The sequence below is a fragment of the Pseudomonas sp. CBZ-4 genome (assembly GCF_000346755.1).
GTDB lineage: Bacteria > Pseudomonadota > Gammaproteobacteria > Pseudomonadales > Pseudomonadaceae > Aquipseudomonas.
The window spans coordinates 1-17,635 of record NZ_ANNV01000087.1; the positions used below are offsets into that span (position 1 = coordinate 1).

The window sequence follows — 17,635 nt, forward strand, 5'->3', positions numbered from 1 at the left end:
CTGTCAGTCATACCGAGGTGATGCTATCGCAGGCAAGCCAGTTCCCACAGGTTTAGATCTTCACTACTGAATTCAAGATCAGTTTTTGTAGTCGGTATCGGTACGTTCCAACTGCCGGATCAACGCATTCCAATGCCGCGCCACACCCGGCCCCTCACCGCTGGCAAACACCTTGGCCTGCTGCTCGACCTTTTCCACCACCTCTTGGGGCGGAAAGATCAACTCCCCATTCCCCGCCGCCTGCGCCGCCACCTGGATATTGCACGCACGCTCCAGCTGCTGCAGTTGCTGGAACGCATGCTCGACGCTCACCCCCGCCGTCAACAGCCCGTGATTGCGCAGGATCATCACGCTCTTGTCACCCAGGTCCGCCACCAACCGCTCACGCTCGTCCAGGTCCAGGGCCACGCCTTCGTAACCGTGGTACGCCACGCGCCCGGAGAAGCCGATGGAGTGCTGGGAGATCGGCAGCAAGCCGTCCTTCTGCGCCGACACCGCAATGCCGTCACGGGTGTGGGTGTGCAGCACCGCTTGCAGGTCATGGCGGGCGCCGTGGATGGCGCTGTGGATCACGTAGCCGGCGTAGTTGATGCCCAGACCGGTAGGGTCGTCGACGATGGTGCCGTCGAGGTCGACCTTGACCAGGTTGGAGGCGTTGATTTCATCGAACAACAAGCCAAAGGCGTTGATCAGGAAATGCTCGTCCGGGCCCGGCACGCGGGCGGAGAAGTGGGTGTAGATGTGGTCGGTCCACTTGTACAAGGCCGCCAGGCGATACGCGGCGGCCAGCTTGACGCGCACTTCCCATTCTTCCGGGGTGACGCGCTGGCGGACATTGGTGGAAACGCTGGAAATCGAGGTGACGCTGCTCATGGCAAAACTTCCTGGATGGCCTTAAGGACTTCCAGGCAAGCCTAGGGGATGGATAAAAATAATAAAAAGCACATTTTAATCTAAGCTAATTATTATTTTTTTTCATAACCAATCAAGCAACAACACAGAGCAAATGTGGGAGCTGGCTTGCCTGCGATGGCGGTGGGTCAGCCAACATCTCTGTCACTGATACACCGCTATCGCAGGCAAGCCAGCTCCCACATAAGCATCCTTCACTGGGGTTAAGCGGCGTCGCGAATCTTGTGCAACGAAGCCGCAACCAACTTGCCAAACGCATCCACCGGCCCCTGCAAGTTGCCCAAGAAGTGCGGATAGATCAGCCACAAATCCATCACCGGCTTGAAGTCCTTGAGCGGCATCACCGCCAGTTGCTCACGGTGGGCGCTGCGCTCCAGCAACGGGCGCGGCACCAGGCCCAGCCCCAGGCCATCGGCGACCAGGCCCAATTGCAGCTCGGTGCCAAACGTCTCCAGGTTCACCCGCAAGGCCAGGCCCTGATCGGACAAGGTGCGCTGCAACCCCGCACGGAAGCCGCAGCCATCCGGGTTGAGAATCCAGCCGTCCTGGTACACGTCCGCCAGCTTGCACGGCTTCTTCGGCAACTGCGCCTTGGCACACACCACCACCAACTCCATCTTGCCGATGGACTCGCCGACAATATTGTCGGGGAAGATCTTGCCCGCCGGAAACAACGCCGCCGCCGCGTCCAATTCGCCGCGCTCGATCTTGCCCACCAGTTGGCTGCCCCAGCCGGTGGCGACCTGGGCGCGCAGGTCGGCGTATTCGGTACGCAGGTGCTTGAGGGCATCCAGCAGCACCACGTCGCCGATGGTCTGCGGCACGCCCAGGCGCAACAGGCCGGTGGGCGGTGCGTCGGTGGCCACCAGTTCGCGCAGGGCATCCATCTCGCGCAGGATCAGCCGGCATTGCTCATACACGCGGGTGCCGATCAATGTGGGCTTGAGCGGCTTGGTGTTGCGGTCGAACAGCTCCACCCCCAGCGCCTGCTCGAAGTTCTGCACGCGGCGGGTGATGGCAGGCTGGGTCAGTTGCAAGGATTCGGCGGCATGGCTGATGGACTGGCAACGAATCACTTCGACAAAGGCGTCTATATCGTCAATTTTCATTTGGGCCGCACATAGAGAACAGTCAATAAGATGTGTGCGAAGCATAGTTGCAGGATCGCTATCTGAATAGTCCACGCTGTGATCGATAACGTCTAAGCCTAGTCGGAGCAGTTCTAAATTACCTTCAGCTATAAGCTAATCATTAAAAAATAGCATATTAACTATAAACATTATGCTTAGATAAGCTCTATCAACAGCGACTGATGGAATTGCCATGACCCAGGCCAAGCACCCCGAAAGACTCCGAGCCTTTATTGGCGCCCTGGCGGAACTGATCGACGGCAATCCACGCGAAGGCGACCTGTTGCACCGTGGCGGCAAGCTGTTGGCGCAACTGGTCAGCCATGATGACTGGCTCCCCGACGAATTCGCCCAACCCAACCCCGAGCGTTACCAGCAGTTCCTGCTGCATGCCGATTCGCGCCAGCGCTTCAGCATCGTCAGCTTTGTGTGGGGGCCGGGGCAAAGCACGCCGATTCATGACCATCGGGTGTGGGGGCTGATCGGCATGTTGCGCGGCGCAGAGCTTTCCCAAGGCTTTGCGCGCGCGCCCGACGGCAGCCTGGTGGCCGAAGGCAAGCCGATTGCATTGGTGCCGGGCCAGGTGGAAGCGGTGTCGCCCAAGGTCGGGGACATCCATCAGGTGAGCAATGCCCACAGCGACCAGGTGTCCATCAGCATCCATGTGTACGGCGCCAATATCGGTGCAGTGCGCCGCGCGGTGTACCAGCCCGATGGCAGCGAGAAACTGTTTATCTCCGGTTATTCCAACGCCTTCCTCCCGAATATCTGGGATTTGTCCAAAGAAAAGAGCCCTGCCCTATGAGCACCGTATCGACCCGAACCTTCGCCCAGATCCGCCAGGCCCTGTTGGACCGTCATGAAGTCGCCCTGATCGACGTGCGCGAAGAAGCGCCGTTCGCTGAATCCCACCCGCTGTTTGCCGCGAACATCCCGCTGTCCAAGCTGGAGCTGGAGGTGTATTCGCGCATTCCACGCCGTGATACCCAGGTCACCGTGTACGACAACGACGAAGGCCTCGCCGCCCGCGCTGCCGAGCGCCTGGTCGCGTTGGGCTACACCCGGGTCAGCCTGCTCGAAGGTGGCCTGGACGGTTGGCGCCAGGCCGGTGGCGAGCTGTTTATCGACGTCAACGTGCCGAGCAAGGCCTTTGGCGAACTGGTGGAAAGCGAGCGTCACACGCCGTCCCTCGCTGCCGAAGAGGTGCAGGCCCTGCTCGACAGCCAGGCCGATGTGGTGGTGCTCGACGCGCGCCGCTTCGACGAATACCAGACCATGAGCATCCCCACCGGCATCAGCGTGCCCGGTGCCGAGTTGGTCCTGCGTGCCCGTGAACTGGCGCCGGACCCAGCCACCCGCATCATCGTCAATTGCGCCGGACGCACCCGCAGCATCATCGGCACGCAGTCGCTGATCAACGCCGGCGTGGCCAACCCCGTGTCGGCATTGCGCAACGGTACCATCGGCTGGACGTTGGCCGGGCAGAAACTCGCCCACGGCCAATCGCGCCGCTTTGCACCGACCGCGGAAGCGCATCGCCAAGTCGCCGCCGTCGATGCGCGCCGCGTTGCCGACAAGGCCCGCGTCGGCCGCGCCAGCCTCGCCGACCTTACGCGCTGGCAGCAGGAAGCACAGCGCACCACCTACCTGTTCGACGTGCGCACCCCGGAAGAATTCGCAGCCGGCCACCTGCCCGGCGCACGCTCCACACCGGGCGGCCAACTGGTCCAGGAAACCGACCACGTCGCCAGCGTGCGCGGTGCACGCATTGTGCTGGCGGATGACGATGGTGTGCGCGCCAATATGTCTGCGTCCTGGCTCGCCCAACTGGGTTGGGAAGTGCATGTGCTGGACGGCCTGCAAGCGGCGCACTTCAGTGAGCAAGGTGCGTGGGTCGCCCCCGTACCGGCGCCGCCACAAGCCGAGTCGATCAGCCCGCACACCCTCGCCGAGTGGCTGGCCCATGGCGACACCGTGGTGCTCGATTTCACCGCCAGCGCCAACTACGTCAAGCGCCATATCCCCGGCGCCTGGTGGGCCTTGCGCGCGCAACTGCCCGCCGCCCTGGCCAAGGCGCCCGCCGCCGAGCGCTACGTGTTGACCTGCGGCAGCAGCCAGTTGGCGCGCCTCGCGGTGGCGGAGGTTGAAGCCATCACCGGCAAGCAAGTGTTCCTGCTGCAAGACGGCACCGCTGGCTGGATCAACGCCCAACTGCCGCTGGAAGAAGGTGAAACCCACCTCGCCTCGCCGCGTATCGACCGCTATCGCCGCCCGTACGAAGGCACCGACAACCCCAAGGAAGCCATGCAGGCGTACCTGGACTGGGAGTTCGGCCTGGTGGCGCAACTGGCCCGCGACGGCACCCACGGTTTCTACGTGATCTGACCGACCCCGATCCACCTGCACCCACACCGGGTGCAGGCCCTACATCCGACCCCTCTCCAGGCGGAGGCTGAACCCCTGTGGCGAGGGCGCTTGCTCCCGTTGGGTCGTGAAGCGACCCCAGGCAACCAAGGCATCAAGGACTGGGCCGGGGCCTATGAATACGGGCAATTCTCGCCGTTCGGCGTTGGCGGCGCGTATTACTACACGCGCCTGGCGTACAACTTCTGAGGCCTAAGCCATGACTGAATCGAGCTGCGATGTGTTGATCATCGGCGGCGGCCTGGCGGGCACCTGGGCCGCCATCGCGGCGGCCCGCGAAGGGGTCAGGGTGATCCTGGTGGACAAGGGTTACTGCGGCACCAGCGGCGTCACCGCCACCGCCGGCCCCGGCCACTGGTGGGTGCCGCCCGGCGCCCGCGAAGCCGCCATCGACAAGCGCCTGGGCACCGCCTACGGCCTGGCCGATGCACGCTGGATGGCCCGCGCCATCGACACCACCTGGACCAGCCTGCCGGGCCTTGGCGACTACTACGCCTTCCCGAAAAACGACAAGGGCGAAACCCAATACCGTGGCCTGCGCGGCCCGGAATACCTGCGCGGCCTGCGCCGCCGCGTGCTCGACAGCGGCGTGACAATCCTCGACCACCACCCCGCCCTGGAACTGCTGCGCGACGACCACGGCCGCGTGGCCGGTGCCCGTGGCTGGCGGCGCCAGGCCAGTGGCGACTGGCTGATCCGCGCCAATGCAGTGGTGCTGGCCACCGGCGGTTGCGCATTCCTCTCGCGCCTGCTGGGCAGCCATACCAACACCGGCGACGGCTACCTGATGGCCGCCGAAGCCGGTGCCGAACTGTCGGGCATGGAGTTCTCCAACTACTACTGCATCGCCGCAGCGGGCAGCAGCATGACCCGTTCGATGGTGTACAGCTTTGGCGACTACTTCGACGCGGCGGATCGGCCCTTGGCGATCAGTGGCGGCCCGGGGTTTACCGAGGACTTGGCCAGGGCACTGCTCAACGGCCCGGTGTATTGCCGCTTGAACCGGGTGCCTGCGGATATTCGGGCGCAGCTGCCAAGCATCCAGCCCAACCTGATGCTGCCGTTTGATCGGCGCGGGGTGGATCCGTATCGCCAGCGGTTTGCCGTGACCTTGCATCCCGAGGGCACCATTCGCGGCGTGGGTGGTTTGCGCCTGCTCGATGATGACTGCCAGACCACGGTGCCCGGCGTATTCGCCGCTGGCGATGCGGCCAGCCGTGAACCGATTGCCGGCGCCACATCGGGTGGTGGCGCGCAGAACTCGGCGTGGGCATTGTCCACCGGGCAATGGGCTGGGCGTGGGGCGGCACGGTTGGCGCGGCTGACGCTTGCGTATCACGGCGCACTGCGGGGGTTCGATGGCGCCGCCGCTGGCAGTGCTGAACTGATCCAACGCATCCAGGCTGAAGTCCATCCACTGGACAAAAACCTGTTCCGCAGCGGCGAACAACTCGCACGTTCGCTGCGCGAACTCGACAACATCTGGGATCAGGTGCGCAGCGCACAGCCTGGCACCAACCCCCTGCGCGCCCGCGAAACCGCCGCCATGGCCGCCACCGCACGCTGGTGCTACACCGCCGCTGCGTTGCGCAAGGAGAGCCGCGGCATGCACCAACGCAGCGACACGCCGCAGCAGAGCGCGAGGTATGACGCGCACTTGCGTGTGTCCGGTGTGGACCAGATACAAACGCGCTTCGACCCCATTTCCCCAGGCTGATGACGCCCCTTGTGGCGAGGGAGCTTGCTCCCGTTCGACAGCGCAGCTGGAGCCGGCTTTTTGGGAGCGCTGCGCACTCCAGCGGGAGCAAGCTCCCTCGCCACAAGTGATTCACACACAAGAGATACCCAACATGATTGAACTGATCTACTCCGACCTGTGCAACGGCTGCGGCCAATGCATCACCGTGTGCCCCACCAACGTGCTGGCCGCCGACGGGCTGGGCAAACCCGTGATCGCCGAGCAACAGGCCTGCCAGACCTGCTTCATGTGCGAACTGTATTGCAGCAGCGACGCGCTGTATGTGGACCCCGACGCCGAACACCTGCGCCATCCCGACCCGGTGGCTGTGCGTGAGGACGGGTTGCTCGGGCAATACCGCCGTGACTCGGGGTGGGATGAATGGGCGGATGATCCCAGGCATCAGAATGAGCATTGGCGGATGGATGGGATATTTGCGTTGGCGCGGGGTGTGGGCGGCACCCTGAAAGTATGACGCCGGCCTCAAACACGTTGATCGATATAGGGCGATTGAAAAATTTCAAAATTCAACCGGCTTTTCTCTCGAGGAAAGCAAGGATCCGCATTAATGTCTGATATCAGGTACATGTAAAAGTCATAACCAAAATGAAACTCGCAGACAGGCGAGTTGAGCTTGCACCAGATTTCCTCTCTCAGGACAGCTTTGACAACGGAGGGGAGTCGATCCCGATCAATCTCTTGTCCTTCAAAATAGGATTCACATTCAGAATTCAACTCAAGGCCGCTAATCATGAGAGAGGAAACACCCAAGCATTCACAGATGGAAATCAGAGCCTGTACGTAGTCATCCTCGACAGCCAGATAGTCCTCTTCCGACACGGTTTTTCCGACATCATGAAAGCTTGTCCACTCGTCAATCGGGCATTCGTTATTGAAGTGCCCATATTTCGTTATCCGATATGAATATTTCACAACTAGCTCACCAGTGTTTTCAAAGACGTTTATCCAACTCATGGAAGCCGATGCTGTATGGACTTTCAGAGTCCACGCCTAAATCAATGCCTGCAGTTGTTGCCTACGGACCTCATAAAGATTCCGTCACCGTTTCACCTTCAGGTGTTTGCACGGCTGTTCGATATACCACTGTCCAATCACCCTCCTTTGACTTTTCGAAAATATGCTTTGAGCCAAATACATAGAGGGTATCGCCCAATGGAATTCTTTCTCCTAAGTGCTGCGCCGAAGGTGATATTGAAAATTGGTGTAGAAAAACCATTGGGTGCCCCTGGTAATACAGCCAAGCGGGTTCTCCAACCCATACAGGTTTCGTGTTCAAACAAAGAAATTCACTTTTAAGACGCTCAGAAAGCCATCTTTTTTTATTTTTCGGAGCTCCTTGCGCTACATAGTCGCCATACAGCAATCGAGCAAAATCCTCTGCACCGTCAGCTTCCATGGAGGCGGACTGCGTTTGTGCGACCCCCATGGCAGCGCCCCAAAAAACGTGAAAATCCGTTAACACACTCATGTTTTCTCCGATATGACCCGGGCTACCATTGACCCGTTGTTTTTATAACTCTCACCACATCCCAACCAGTATGACGATACTTGTCCATAGACTCATGTCCCCAAGGGGTGGTTCTGGTCAGATTCCAATCCTCATGAGCGATCTTCGATCCAGAGCGCTGAGGAATGTGCTGATGGTTGAGCTCCATCGATACATCTATCACCCTCTTCTCGCCGACACGCTTGAGTCTTCGGTTCCTGGCACTATCACGGTAGCGCACTTCTACCTTCATCCTAGGCGCTTTCCCCTCTGACATCCGCGACAGATTCTTCGTAGAGTACTTACCACTGAGAGCTGTGCGTGCGCCTTCTTTCCAATGATTCTTCCTCGCCGTGCCCCAGCATGTCCATCCCCACGGATCAGCCCAGCCAATCGGGTTCGGTGCGTACTGGAAGAGGTTCAGACCGCCCATTAACCCAACCGGATCCGGCGTCGTAAACCGCCCCACCTCTGGATCAAAAAACCTGAACGTATTGAAGTGCAGCCCCATCTCCCGATCCAGATACTGCCCCTGGAACCGCAGGTTCTGTTCTTCAATGTAGTCAGGCTCGCGCACCTCTTCCAGCGTGCTGCCCCACACCCGGTATGTCGCGCGCCAGACGTTGTGCCCATCGGTTTCAGTCAACTGCTCCGGCAAGCCGTTGAGGTCGTTGTGGTAGTAGCGGATTTTCTGCTGCGGGCCGATGCCATCGACGCGCGCCAACGGCTCGTAGCTTTCGTCTACGTAGACGTAAAGGCTGGTCTGGCTGTGCTTATGCTCTTGCAACAGGCGCAGGCCATCCCAGGTGAAGCGGGTTTCACCCAGTAGGCGACCGCTGCTGTCCTGCTCGGTTTTGGCGATGCGCCGTCCCAGCGGGTCGTAGGTCATGCGTACCACGTTGCCGCTGGCGTTGTGCACTTCGATCAGGCGATGTTCGGCTTCGTAGGTGAAGCGTTGCAGGCCACGCAGAGCACTGCGCTTTTCGATCATTCGACCGAAGCCGTCGTAGCGGTAGCGCTTGTCCTGGTAGGTCAGCAGTTGGTTGTGCCGTACAAAACCGCCCTGCCCGTAAGGGCGATCCAGCAGATTGGCGGCGGCGTCGTAGGCGAAGGTTTCCTGCTGGCCTTGGGCGTTGTCCTGGGTGGCAATGATCCGGCCGATTGCGTCGTAATGCAGCAGTTGGCGTTGGCTCCCCTCCAAGCGACCGATCAGGTTGTCCGCGGGGTCGTATTCGAACGTTTTTTGTTGCGCGGGCGGCAACTGTCGGGGCTGGCCTGTAGGGCTGCGTTTGCGCGAGCGCAACCGGCCGCAACGGTCGTATTCACTGCGGGTGGTGATCTGGCCTTGGGTGCGCAGGACTTCGCGGTGCGTGCGGTCGCGCTCGAAGTCGCTTACGACGTGCCCGTCGAGGTTGATCTGGTGCAGGTGGTCGCTGCCGTAGTAAAGGCGGTTGAGCCAGCGGCCGTCAGGCAGTTGCGTCTGGCTAAGGTTGCCGAGTTCGTCGTAGTGGTGGTTCAGGACGCCGGCAGCATTCTGCTCGCTGAGCAGTTGACCCAGCGGGTCGTAGGCGAACGCCAAGGTCTGGGTGGTCTGGTCGTTGCCATTGAAGGTGACGCCAGTGAGTTGGTCGGTTAGATCGTAGGCGTATTCGGTTCGACCATCGTCAGTCTCCTTGGCCAACAGGCGGCCGACGGCGTCGCGCTCCAGGCGATGCACGATGGAAGAAGCATCATCCAACGGGAGGTATTCGACCGCGATCAGGTTACCCAGCGCGTCATAGGCGTAACGTCGGATACTGCCATCCAGGTCTTGCTGCTGCGTCAGGCGGTCGCCCTGATCCCAGGTAAAACGGTAGTGCTCGCCGTTTTCATTGGTCAGGCTCTGCAGTTGGCCGTAGGCATCGTGCCGATATTCGATCTGGCGGCCATGGGCATCAATGCGCCGCACTAGCTGCCCGCGCCGGTCGTATTGGTAGCGGGTGACATGGCCCGCCGCATCGGTGTAGGCGCTCAACTGGCCACTGGTGTTGCGCAGGTAATGTTCGATGTAACCGTAGGGGCGTTCGATTTGCAGCAATCGGCCGTGGCTGTCGTGCTGATAGCGCTGCCGCTCACCGACGGCATCGATAAGAGTTTGTAAATGACCTCGACGGTCGTACTCGAACCTAGTGGCGTAGCCCGAACAATCGACCTGCTCGATCAACTGCCCGGTTTCATTCCAGCGCTGGGTTTTGCGCTTGCCCGTGGCGTCGGTGATGTCTACGACCTGCCCAAACCCATCATGGCGATAGCGCGTGACGTGTCCCAGCGGGTCGGTTTCACTGACGCAGTTGCCGCGCTGATCGTATCGATAGTGCCAACTGTGGCCGGCTGCATCGGTTTCCACCAACGGCAGGGACCAGTGTTCCAGCCACACAGTCGATTCAATCCGGCCCAGCGGATCTTGCGTCCTGCACAGGTTGCCGGATTCGTCGTAGCTGAACCGCCACTGGCCGCCTAAGGGATCGATAGCCCGCAGCAACTGGCGCTCATCATTCCAGCCGAACTGCCAGGTGTGCCCTAGGTTGTCGGTGTATTCGGTGATCTGGTACTGCGCATTCCAATGGCGTGCACTGACCCGTAGCAAGCCATCGGTAATCCGCGTAATCCCGGCCAGCAGGTCGTAGTCAAACTGATAATCGTCGCCCTCATCGGTCCAGTGCCGTACCACGCGCCACTCACGGTCGTCCACACAGCCCCATTGGTAGAAGCAGCGCAGGCCGGTGGGCAGTTGGTGTTCGACCATGCGCTGGGCGTTGTCATAGGCGAAGCGGCGCTGAACATGCCCATCGGCATCGCGCACTGCTGCGAGATCGCCGCGCGTGTCGTAGGTATAGCTGGAGAGCGTTTCGCGACGGTGATCAGGGTACAAGCGCTCAATCAGCTCGACCCGCCCGGGCCATTGCTGGCTGTAGCCCAACTCGATTCGCACAACGCCAAAGGTATCGCGCAACTGGCTCAGACGGCCCTGTACGTCGTAGTCAAGGAAGACGCGGTTGTCATTGCGATCACCCAACTGGCTCAAGCGCAAATGCGCAGGGTTGCCCGGTGCGGGTTCAAACAGCCGATACAACCCATCGACACTTTCAATCAGCAGTTGGCCGCCAGCATGGCGCCGCACGCTCAACCCTTCGCCGGCGCTGAACACCGCACCGCCCAGCGGAATCATGCCCATGTCGATCCGGCGAGCCTGCTCATCGGTGTAGACCAGACGCTCGCCACCGTCGGGATGCGGGCCTATCTCGACGAACACCTCATAGTCCACACTCCAACTGGCTCCGAACAGACCGTTACGGCGCTCATCCCGGCTGCTGTAGTAGCGCTGCCACTCGATCGGCAGCCGGCCAGGCACAGCGAAATCCAGATCGTCGTCACCGTCGAGGATCTTCGCGCCCGTGGCGCAGTGCACCGGATTGGGCGAACCCACCACCGCCGAAGCGAGGGCGTTGGTCACCCGGCTGGATCCCCACGACACCATCCCACCCACCGCCATGCAGGGCAGCTTGCTGAAGAACTTCGCCCCACCGCCCCGCAATGCCAGCAACGCCGTTACCGCCAGCCCCACACCCGGCGTCTTGCCGCTGCGAATCTCACGCACCACCACCGACGCGCCGCCGATGACCACGTTGGGCGAAATCTGCACCTTGCCCACCGTGGCTTCACAGGTGCTTCTATCCCCACTACGAACGGCGGGCTGGCCGTTGATGAAGACCTTGCTGGAACCTTCGGCGAGGTACTGCTCGGGCATGGGCGGGTGTTTATTGCAGTCGACTGTATCGGCAGGACAAGGCACAGCGCCCGCCACCGGTGCAGCGACCGTAGGGCGCCAGAGCTGAGAGAAAAAACCTTCGGCGATATCCAGATAAGTCGGTTCACTGCCCGCTTCTGCCACGGCGGCGGCGACTTTTCCGGCCGCCCGCGCAGCCGGTTTGCCGTTGATAAAAACATCCGGCGAACCGCTGCTGATGAATGCATCGATCACGGGTGGGAACAGTGCGTTGGCGAAAGACTCACATAATCGTGAAAGGCCTGTGTCGGCACCGGTTGCGCCCATGCCGAGCCCGACCACCACACCCACCACAGCGCCCAGTACAACGCAGCCAAGGCCGCCTGTCGCCACGGTGATGCCGGTTGCAGCCACAACGGCCGCCGTGGCCAGTGCGGTCACAACCACCGTCGCCGCTATCTCCAGCACGCCGCCCAACACGTCCGCCAGCATCGCGCTGTGCAACAGCGCATCGCCCTCGCGGGCGGCCCACAGCGTATCCGTCATGCGCAACAATCCCTGTCTGAAAAGCCCGGGATCAAATCACGCAGACACGCTGATGCTCAGGTGACACTTTCCGAGTCGCACGTAGGAAAGCTCTTGAATCCGCCCGCAACCAAATGCAATTAAAGAATAATCAACAGATTCATAATCAATATTTTTAATAATTAACATATAACCAAAAAGAACTTCACAGAGCGTTCTTATGGGAATAACTTCAACTTACTCACCGACCCCTTCTCCAGGCGGAGGTAGCCGAACCCTATCTTGATCTGCCTGGAGCCTGCATCCCATGGTCTTTACCACCCCCTTCAAACGCCTGCTCCTGGGCACTGCCCTCGCCCTCGGCCTGACCGGCACCGCCCACGCCGCCGACCTGCAACCGCTGCGGGTGGCCAATCAGAAATCGACGATCAAGGCGCTGCTGGAAGTCTCCGGCGAAACCAAGCATGTGCCCTATGAAATCCAGTGGTCGGAATTCCCCTCGGCCTCGCCCTTGGGCGAAGCCCTGAATGCCGGCGCCGTGGATATCGGCGCCCTCGGCGATGCGCCTTACGTCTTCGCCCTGGGCGCCGGCGCCTCGCTCAAGGTGGTCAGCATCATCCACGCCGAAGGGCGCAATACCACCGCACTGCTGGTGAACCACGACTCGCCGATCAAGACCGTCGCCGACCTGAAGGGCAAGAAGATCGTCACCGGGCGCGGCTCCATCGGCCATTACCTGGCGATCAAGGCCTTGGCCACTGCCGGCCTGACCACCAAGGATGTGCAGTTCATTTTCCTGCTGCCCAGCGAATCGCGCCTGGTGCTGGATAACGGCACCGCCGACGCCTGGGCCACCTGGGACCCCTACACCACCGTGGTCACCTCGCAAAGCAAGGCCCGCGTGCTGATCAGCGGCAACCAGCTGTTGAGCAACCACCTGTACCTCGCCGCCACCAGCCAGGCCATCGCCGACAAGCGCCCGCAGCTGGATGACTTTGTCGCGCGCGTGGACCGTGCCTACGCCTGGGCCAACGCGCACCCCAACGAATACGCCGCAGCGCAAGCCAAGATCACCGGCCTGCCGCTGGAAGTGCATGTGGAAGTGGCCAAGGACACGCGCCTGACGCCGGTCGCCATCGACGACAGCGTCATCAGCGGCCTGCAAGCCACCGCCGACATCTACCAACAAGAAGGCCTGCTGACCAAGCACATCGACGTGTCGCAGGGCTTCGACAAGAGCTTTAACGCCAAGCGTGCCCCCCTCAATCAAGCCTCGCGCTAAAGGAGTAGAACATGAGCAAGCCACGTCAATTGAAACTCGGAGCCATGGTCCATGGGGTCGGTCACGGCTGGGGCGAATGGCGCCATCCGAACGCCCAACCGAACGCCAGCACGAATTTTGGCTTCTACAAGCAGCAGACTGAACTGGCCGAAGCCGCCAAGTTCGACTTCGTGTTCATCGCCGACAGCCTGCATATCCACGCCAAATCCAGCCCGCATTACCTCAACCGTTTCGAGCCACTGACCATCCTCTCGGCACTCGCCGCGATCACCACGAATATCGGCCTGGTCGCCACCGTGACCGTCAGCTATACCGAGCCCTACCAGGTGGCGCGCCAGTTCGCGTCCCTGGACCATATCAGCGGCGGCCGCGCCGGCTGGAACGTGGTCACCTCGTGGCTGAGTGGCACCGCCGACAATTTCGGCAAGGCCGAACACCCGCCGCACGCGGTACGCTACCGCATCGCCAAGGAACACGTGCACGCGGTCCAGGGCCTGTGGGATTCCTGGGAGGACGACGCCTTTGCCTACGACAAACAGAGCGGCGAGTTTTTCACCCCGAGCAAGCTGCACGCGCTGAACCACAAGGGCGAATTTTTCTCGGTTAAAGGTCCGTTGAACATCGCCCGTTCGCGCCAGGGCCAGCCGGTGATTTTCCAGGCCGGCACCTCTGAAGATGGGCGCAACTTTGCCGCCGAAAACTCAGATGCAATCTTTGTGCATGTGGAGAGCATCGAGGAAGGCCTGGCGTATGCCCAGGACCTGAAACGCCGCGCCAAGGGCTTTGGCCGTGACCCCGACAGCCTGTCGATCCTGCCGGGCATCCGCCCGATTGTCGGCCGCGATGCCGCCGAAGTGGAAAGCCGCTATCAGCAAGCCGTGGACCTGGTCACCGTCGAAGACGCCATCGTCGCCCTCGGCCGCCCGTTCAATGACCACGACTTCAGCAAATACCCGCTGGACGCCCCGTTCCCGGAACTCGGCGACCTCGGTTCCAACAGCCAGAAAGGCGGCTCCGACCGCATAAAGCAACTGGCCAAGGACGAAGGCCTGACCCTGCGCGAAGTGGCCTTGCGTTTCTCACGACCCAAACGTGACTTTGTCGGCACTCCGGAGCAAGTCGCCGACGCGATCCAGACCTGGTTCGAAACCGGCGCCAGCGACGGTTTTATCGTCAACTCGGTACTGCCGGACGGCCTGCAATACTTCACCGAACTGGTGGTGCCGGTGCTGCAACAGCGCGGCCTGTTCCGCAGTGAATACAGCGGCCACACCCTGCGCGACAACCTTGGCCTCGATGTGCCGGCCAACCGTTACAGCGTCGCCGCCGAGGTAGAAGAACAGCAGGAGGCGCTGGCATGAGCGAATCCCTCAACCGCCAACTGGCGGACCTGCACGCCGAGCGTGTAGCGACCTGGGCGCCGGAGTCCTTGCAGGTCAATATCGACCAGCGCCAGCGCCTGCTGGATGAGGCCCGGCCGGACGACTACGTGCAGGTCGGCGACGAGCTGGACCCGTTTACCCTGCTCAACGTCGAAGGCGGCGAACTCAACCGCGAGCTGCTGCTGGCCGACGGCCCGGCGGTGCTGGTGTTCTTCCGCTTTGCCGGGTGCCCGGCGTGCAACATTGCCCTGCCCTATTACGAGCGTCAGCTCTACCCACGCCTGCGTGAACTTGGCGTGCCGCTGGTGGCCGTGAGCCCGCAAGTGCCGGAGCGCCTGGTGGAGATCAAGACCCGCCACAACCTGCAATTGCTGGTGGCCAGTGACCAGGCCAACAACCTGGGCCGGCGCCTGGGGATTCTCTACAGCTTTGACGAGGCGTCGCGTAATGCCGCGTTGGCCAAGGGCAACAGCATTGGCGAAACCACCGGCACCGGCACGTGGGAGTTGCCGCAACCGACGGTGGTGGTGATTGCCCAGGACGGCACCGTGGCGTTTGTGCAGGTGAGCCCGGATTGGTTGGTGCGCACGGAGGCTGAGCCGGTGTTGCAGGCCGTCGAGCGTTTATTGGGCGAGCAGCCCGTACGCCTCGCCATCTGACCCACCCCGATCCCTGTGGGAGCTGGCTTGCCTGCGATGGCGGTGGGTCAGCCAGCATTTGCATCGACTGACACGACGCCTTCGCGGGCAAGCCCGCTCCCACACAAGCCAGCTCCCACATTTTTTGACCGAGTACATTCCTATGACCCAACCGTCTCTACGCTCCGTCGAAGTCGCCAATTTCGAAGCCTTGCTCGAACGCCTTAGCCTTGAACTGGCCAGCACCGCGCACCTGTATGACGAGAGCGGCGCCTTCCCCCATGCCAATTTCAAACTGCTCCACGAACACGGCCTCGTCGCCCTCACCGTACCCAAATCCCTCGGCGGTGGCGGCGCCAGCCTGCCCCAGGCACGCAAGGCGATCAGTGCGATTGCCAAGGGCGAACCCTCCACCGCGCTGATCCTGGTCATGCAGTACCTGCAACACACGCGCCTGCAAGACAGCAAAACCTGGCCCGCGCACTTGCGTGCCCAAGTGGCCGAAGACGCCGTGCGCAACGGCGCCCTGATCAACGCCCTGCGCGTCGAACCCGACCTCGGCACCCCGGCCCGGGGCGGCCTGCCGGCGACGACCGCCGTGCGCACCGCCGAAGGCTGGCGCATCAGCGGGCGCAAGATCTACTCCACCGGCAGCCACGGCCTGACGTGGTTCAGCGTATGGGGCCGCAGCGACGACGCTGACCCGCTGGTCGGCGCCTGGCTGGTGCCCAAGGACAGCCCCGGCGTGAGCATCATCGACACCTGGGACCACCTCGGCATGCGCGCCACCTGCAGCCACGAAGTGGTGCTCGACAACGTGCTGGTGCCCCTGGACCACGCCGTCAGCGTCAGCCCGTGGAGCGCGCCATCGGCGGAGCTGGATGCCGAGGGTTTCCTGTGGATGTCGGTGTTGCTGTCCTCGGTGTATGACGCCGTGGCACACGCCGCGCGGGACTGGCTGGTGAACTGGCTGGAACAACGCGCGCCGTCCAACCTCGGCGCCGCGCTGGCGACCTTGCCACGCTTCCAGGAAACCGTCGGCCATATCGACACCCTGCTGTTTGCCAACCGCAGCCTGCTGGACGCCGCCGCCGACGGCCATACCCCGGCCGCCAATGCCGCGCAGTTGAAGTACCTGGTGACCAACAACGCAATCCGCGCCGTAGAACTCGCCATTGAGGCCTCTGGCAACCCTGGCCTGTCGCGCCTCAATCCATTGCAACGGCACTATCGCGACGTGCTGTGCAGCCGCGTACACACCCCGCAGAACGACGCCGTGTTGCAAGGCGTCGGCAAAGCCGTCTTCGCCCAACGCCAAAAGGAACGCACATGAGTCAGGTGATTATCGCCAGCCAGCTGGACGAAGATTTCAACGAGGTGATCCGTGAGCGCCTCACAGCCATTCACCCAGACGCCCAAGTGATTGGTGTACCGGTTGGCGTGCCGAGCGACCTGCCGCCCCAGGCCAATATCCTCCTGCTGCGCCCGATCAACGTACGCGGCTACACCGCCCCGGATACGCCGCCACCGGGCTGGCCGTACGGCGCGCAGTGGGTGCACCTGGTGTCGTCGGGCATCGATTTCTACCCGCAGTGGCTGTTCAACGGCCCGCCGGTGACCACCTCACGCGGCAGTGCGGCCGACAACCTCGCCGAGTTCGCCCTGGCGGCGATCTTTGCCGCGTCCAAGCATTTGCCGGAAATCTGGGTGAAGGATTCGCAATGGAATTTCACCCCGCTGCGTCCGCTCAAGGGCACCACGCTGGGCATCCTTGGTTTTGGTGCGATTGGTGAGAGCCTGGCGCAAAAAGCCTTGGCGCTAGGCATCAACGTCGTGGCGCTGCGCCAAAGCTCGGCGCCATTCAGTGCAGGCGTGGAGGCCGCGAAGGATATCCACGACCTGTTCGCCCGTGCTGACCACCTGGTGGTGGCCGCGCCATTGACCGAGGCCACACGCAACCTGATCAACCGCGACGTGCTGGGCAGTGCCAAGCCGGGACTGCACCTTATCAACATTGCGCGCGGTGGCTTGCTGGACCAGGAGGCGTTGCTGGAGGCCCTGGACAACGGCCAGATTGGGTTGGCCTCGCTGGATGTGACGGAGCCGGAACCGTTGCCGGATGGGCATCCGTTGTATACGCACCCGCGGGTGCGGTTGTCGCCGCATACGTCGGCGATTTCGACGAATAGCCGGCATGAGATTGCGGATGCGTTTTTGGCGAACCTACAGCGCTATATATCCGGCAGTGAACTGGCCAACCTCGCCAACACCTGACACAACCCAATAAATGTGGGAGCTGGCTTGCCTGCGATAGCGGTCTATCAGCCGAGG

The 17,635-nt window shown here is 61.9% G+C and carries 15 protein-coding genes; 10 read left to right on the forward strand and 5 right to left on the reverse strand.

Annotated features, from left to right (window positions below):
- Positions 1–78: 78 nt before the first annotated feature.
- Both B348_RS0110810 and B348_RS0110815 read right to left on the reverse strand, forming a co-directional pair.
- Positions 79–873, reverse strand: a complete 795-nt coding sequence (locus tag B348_RS0110810; RefSeq protein WP_017736141.1) for a class II aldolase/adducin family protein — start codon at positions 871–873, stop codon at positions 79–81.
- Positions 874–1,115: 242 nt separating this feature from the next.
- The gene (locus B348_RS0110815) at positions 1,116–2,021 is read right to left on the reverse strand and encodes a LysR family transcriptional regulator (RefSeq protein WP_017736142.1); all 906 of its coding nucleotides are present in this window, start codon (positions 2,019–2,021) and stop codon (positions 1,116–1,118) included.
- 214 nt (positions 2,022–2,235) lie between these two features.
- On the opposite strand from B348_RS0110815, the gene B348_RS0110820 reads away from it, so the two are divergent.
- The 5 genes from B348_RS0110820 to B348_RS0110840 all read left to right on the forward strand — a co-directional run bounded on the left by B348_RS0110820 (position 2,236) and on the right by B348_RS0110840 (position 6,679).
- Positions 2,236–2,847, forward strand: coding sequence for a cysteine dioxygenase (locus B348_RS0110820; RefSeq protein WP_017736143.1), 612 nt, complete (start codon positions 2,236–2,238; stop codon positions 2,845–2,847).
- On the forward strand, positions 2,844–4,427 hold the full coding sequence (locus B348_RS0110825) for a rhodanese homology domain-containing protein (protein ID WP_017736144.1): 1,584 nt from the start codon (positions 2,844–2,846) through the stop codon (positions 4,425–4,427). The genes B348_RS0110820 and B348_RS0110825 overlap by 4 nt, the downstream gene beginning before the upstream one ends.
- Positions 4,428–4,517: 90 nt before the next feature.
- Complete coding sequence (locus tag B348_RS1000000131545) at positions 4,518–4,655, forward strand: hypothetical protein (RefSeq protein WP_017736145.1); 138 nt, start codon at positions 4,518–4,520, stop codon at positions 4,653–4,655.
- 10 nt (positions 4,656–4,665) lie between these two features.
- Entirely contained in the window at positions 4,666–6,183 is a 1,518-nt protein-coding gene (locus B348_RS0110835) for an FAD-dependent oxidoreductase (protein ID WP_017736146.1), read from the forward strand.
- A gap of 133 nt (positions 6,184–6,316) precedes the next feature.
- On the forward strand, positions 6,317–6,679 hold the full coding sequence (locus B348_RS0110840) for a ferredoxin family protein (protein ID WP_017736147.1): 363 nt from the start codon (positions 6,317–6,319) through the stop codon (positions 6,677–6,679).
- Positions 6,680–6,687: 8 nt separating this feature from the next.
- Here the strand turns inward: B348_RS0110840 and B348_RS0110845 are convergent, their stop codons facing one another.
- The 3 genes from B348_RS0110845 to B348_RS0110850 all read right to left on the reverse strand — a co-directional run bounded on the left by B348_RS0110845 (position 6,688) and on the right by B348_RS0110850 (position 12,023).
- Entirely contained in the window at positions 6,688–7,179 is a 492-nt protein-coding gene (locus B348_RS0110845; RefSeq protein WP_017736148.1) for a hypothetical protein, read from the reverse strand.
- Positions 7,180–7,249: 70 nt separating this feature from the next.
- Positions 7,250–7,693, reverse strand: a complete 444-nt coding sequence (locus B348_RS1000000130825) for a hypothetical protein (RefSeq protein WP_081609221.1) — start codon at positions 7,691–7,693, stop codon at positions 7,250–7,252.
- Positions 7,694–7,715: 22 nt separating this feature from the next.
- Positions 7,716–12,023 carry an RHS repeat-associated core domain-containing protein gene (locus B348_RS0110850; protein ID WP_017736149.1) on the reverse strand — a complete coding sequence of 1,436 codons (4,308 nt, stop codon included), beginning with the start codon at positions 12,021–12,023 and terminating at the stop codon, positions 7,716–7,718.
- A 286-nt stretch (positions 12,024–12,309) separates the two neighbouring features.
- Here B348_RS0110850 and B348_RS0110855 point away from each other — a divergent pair, with 286 nt between their 5' ends.
- From B348_RS0110855 to B348_RS0110875, 5 genes are all read left to right on the forward strand, one after another.
- Complete coding sequence (locus B348_RS0110855; protein ID WP_017736150.1) at positions 12,310–13,284, forward strand: ABC transporter substrate-binding protein; 975 nt, start codon at positions 12,310–12,312, stop codon at positions 13,282–13,284.
- An 11-nt stretch (positions 13,285–13,295) separates the two neighbouring features.
- Positions 13,296–14,645, forward strand: coding sequence for an LLM class flavin-dependent oxidoreductase (locus tag B348_RS0110860; RefSeq protein WP_017736151.1), 1,350 nt, complete (start codon positions 13,296–13,298; stop codon positions 14,643–14,645).
- On the forward strand, positions 14,642–15,325 hold the full coding sequence (locus B348_RS0110865; protein ID WP_017736152.1) for a peroxiredoxin-like family protein: 684 nt from the start codon (positions 14,642–14,644) through the stop codon (positions 15,323–15,325). Before B348_RS0110860 ends, B348_RS0110865 begins: the two co-directional genes overlap by 4 nt.
- Before the next feature lie 142 nt (positions 15,326–15,467).
- A complete protein-coding gene (locus tag B348_RS0110870; RefSeq protein ID WP_017736153.1) occupies positions 15,468–16,637 on the forward strand; it encodes an acyl-CoA dehydrogenase family protein in 1,170 nt (389 codons plus the stop codon).
- On the forward strand, positions 16,634–17,578 hold the full coding sequence (locus tag B348_RS0110875) for a D-isomer specific 2-hydroxyacid dehydrogenase family protein (RefSeq protein WP_017736154.1): 945 nt from the start codon (positions 16,634–16,636) through the stop codon (positions 17,576–17,578). The genes B348_RS0110870 and B348_RS0110875 overlap by 4 nt, the downstream gene beginning before the upstream one ends.
- The last annotated feature ends 57 nt before the right edge of the window (positions 17,579–17,635 follow it).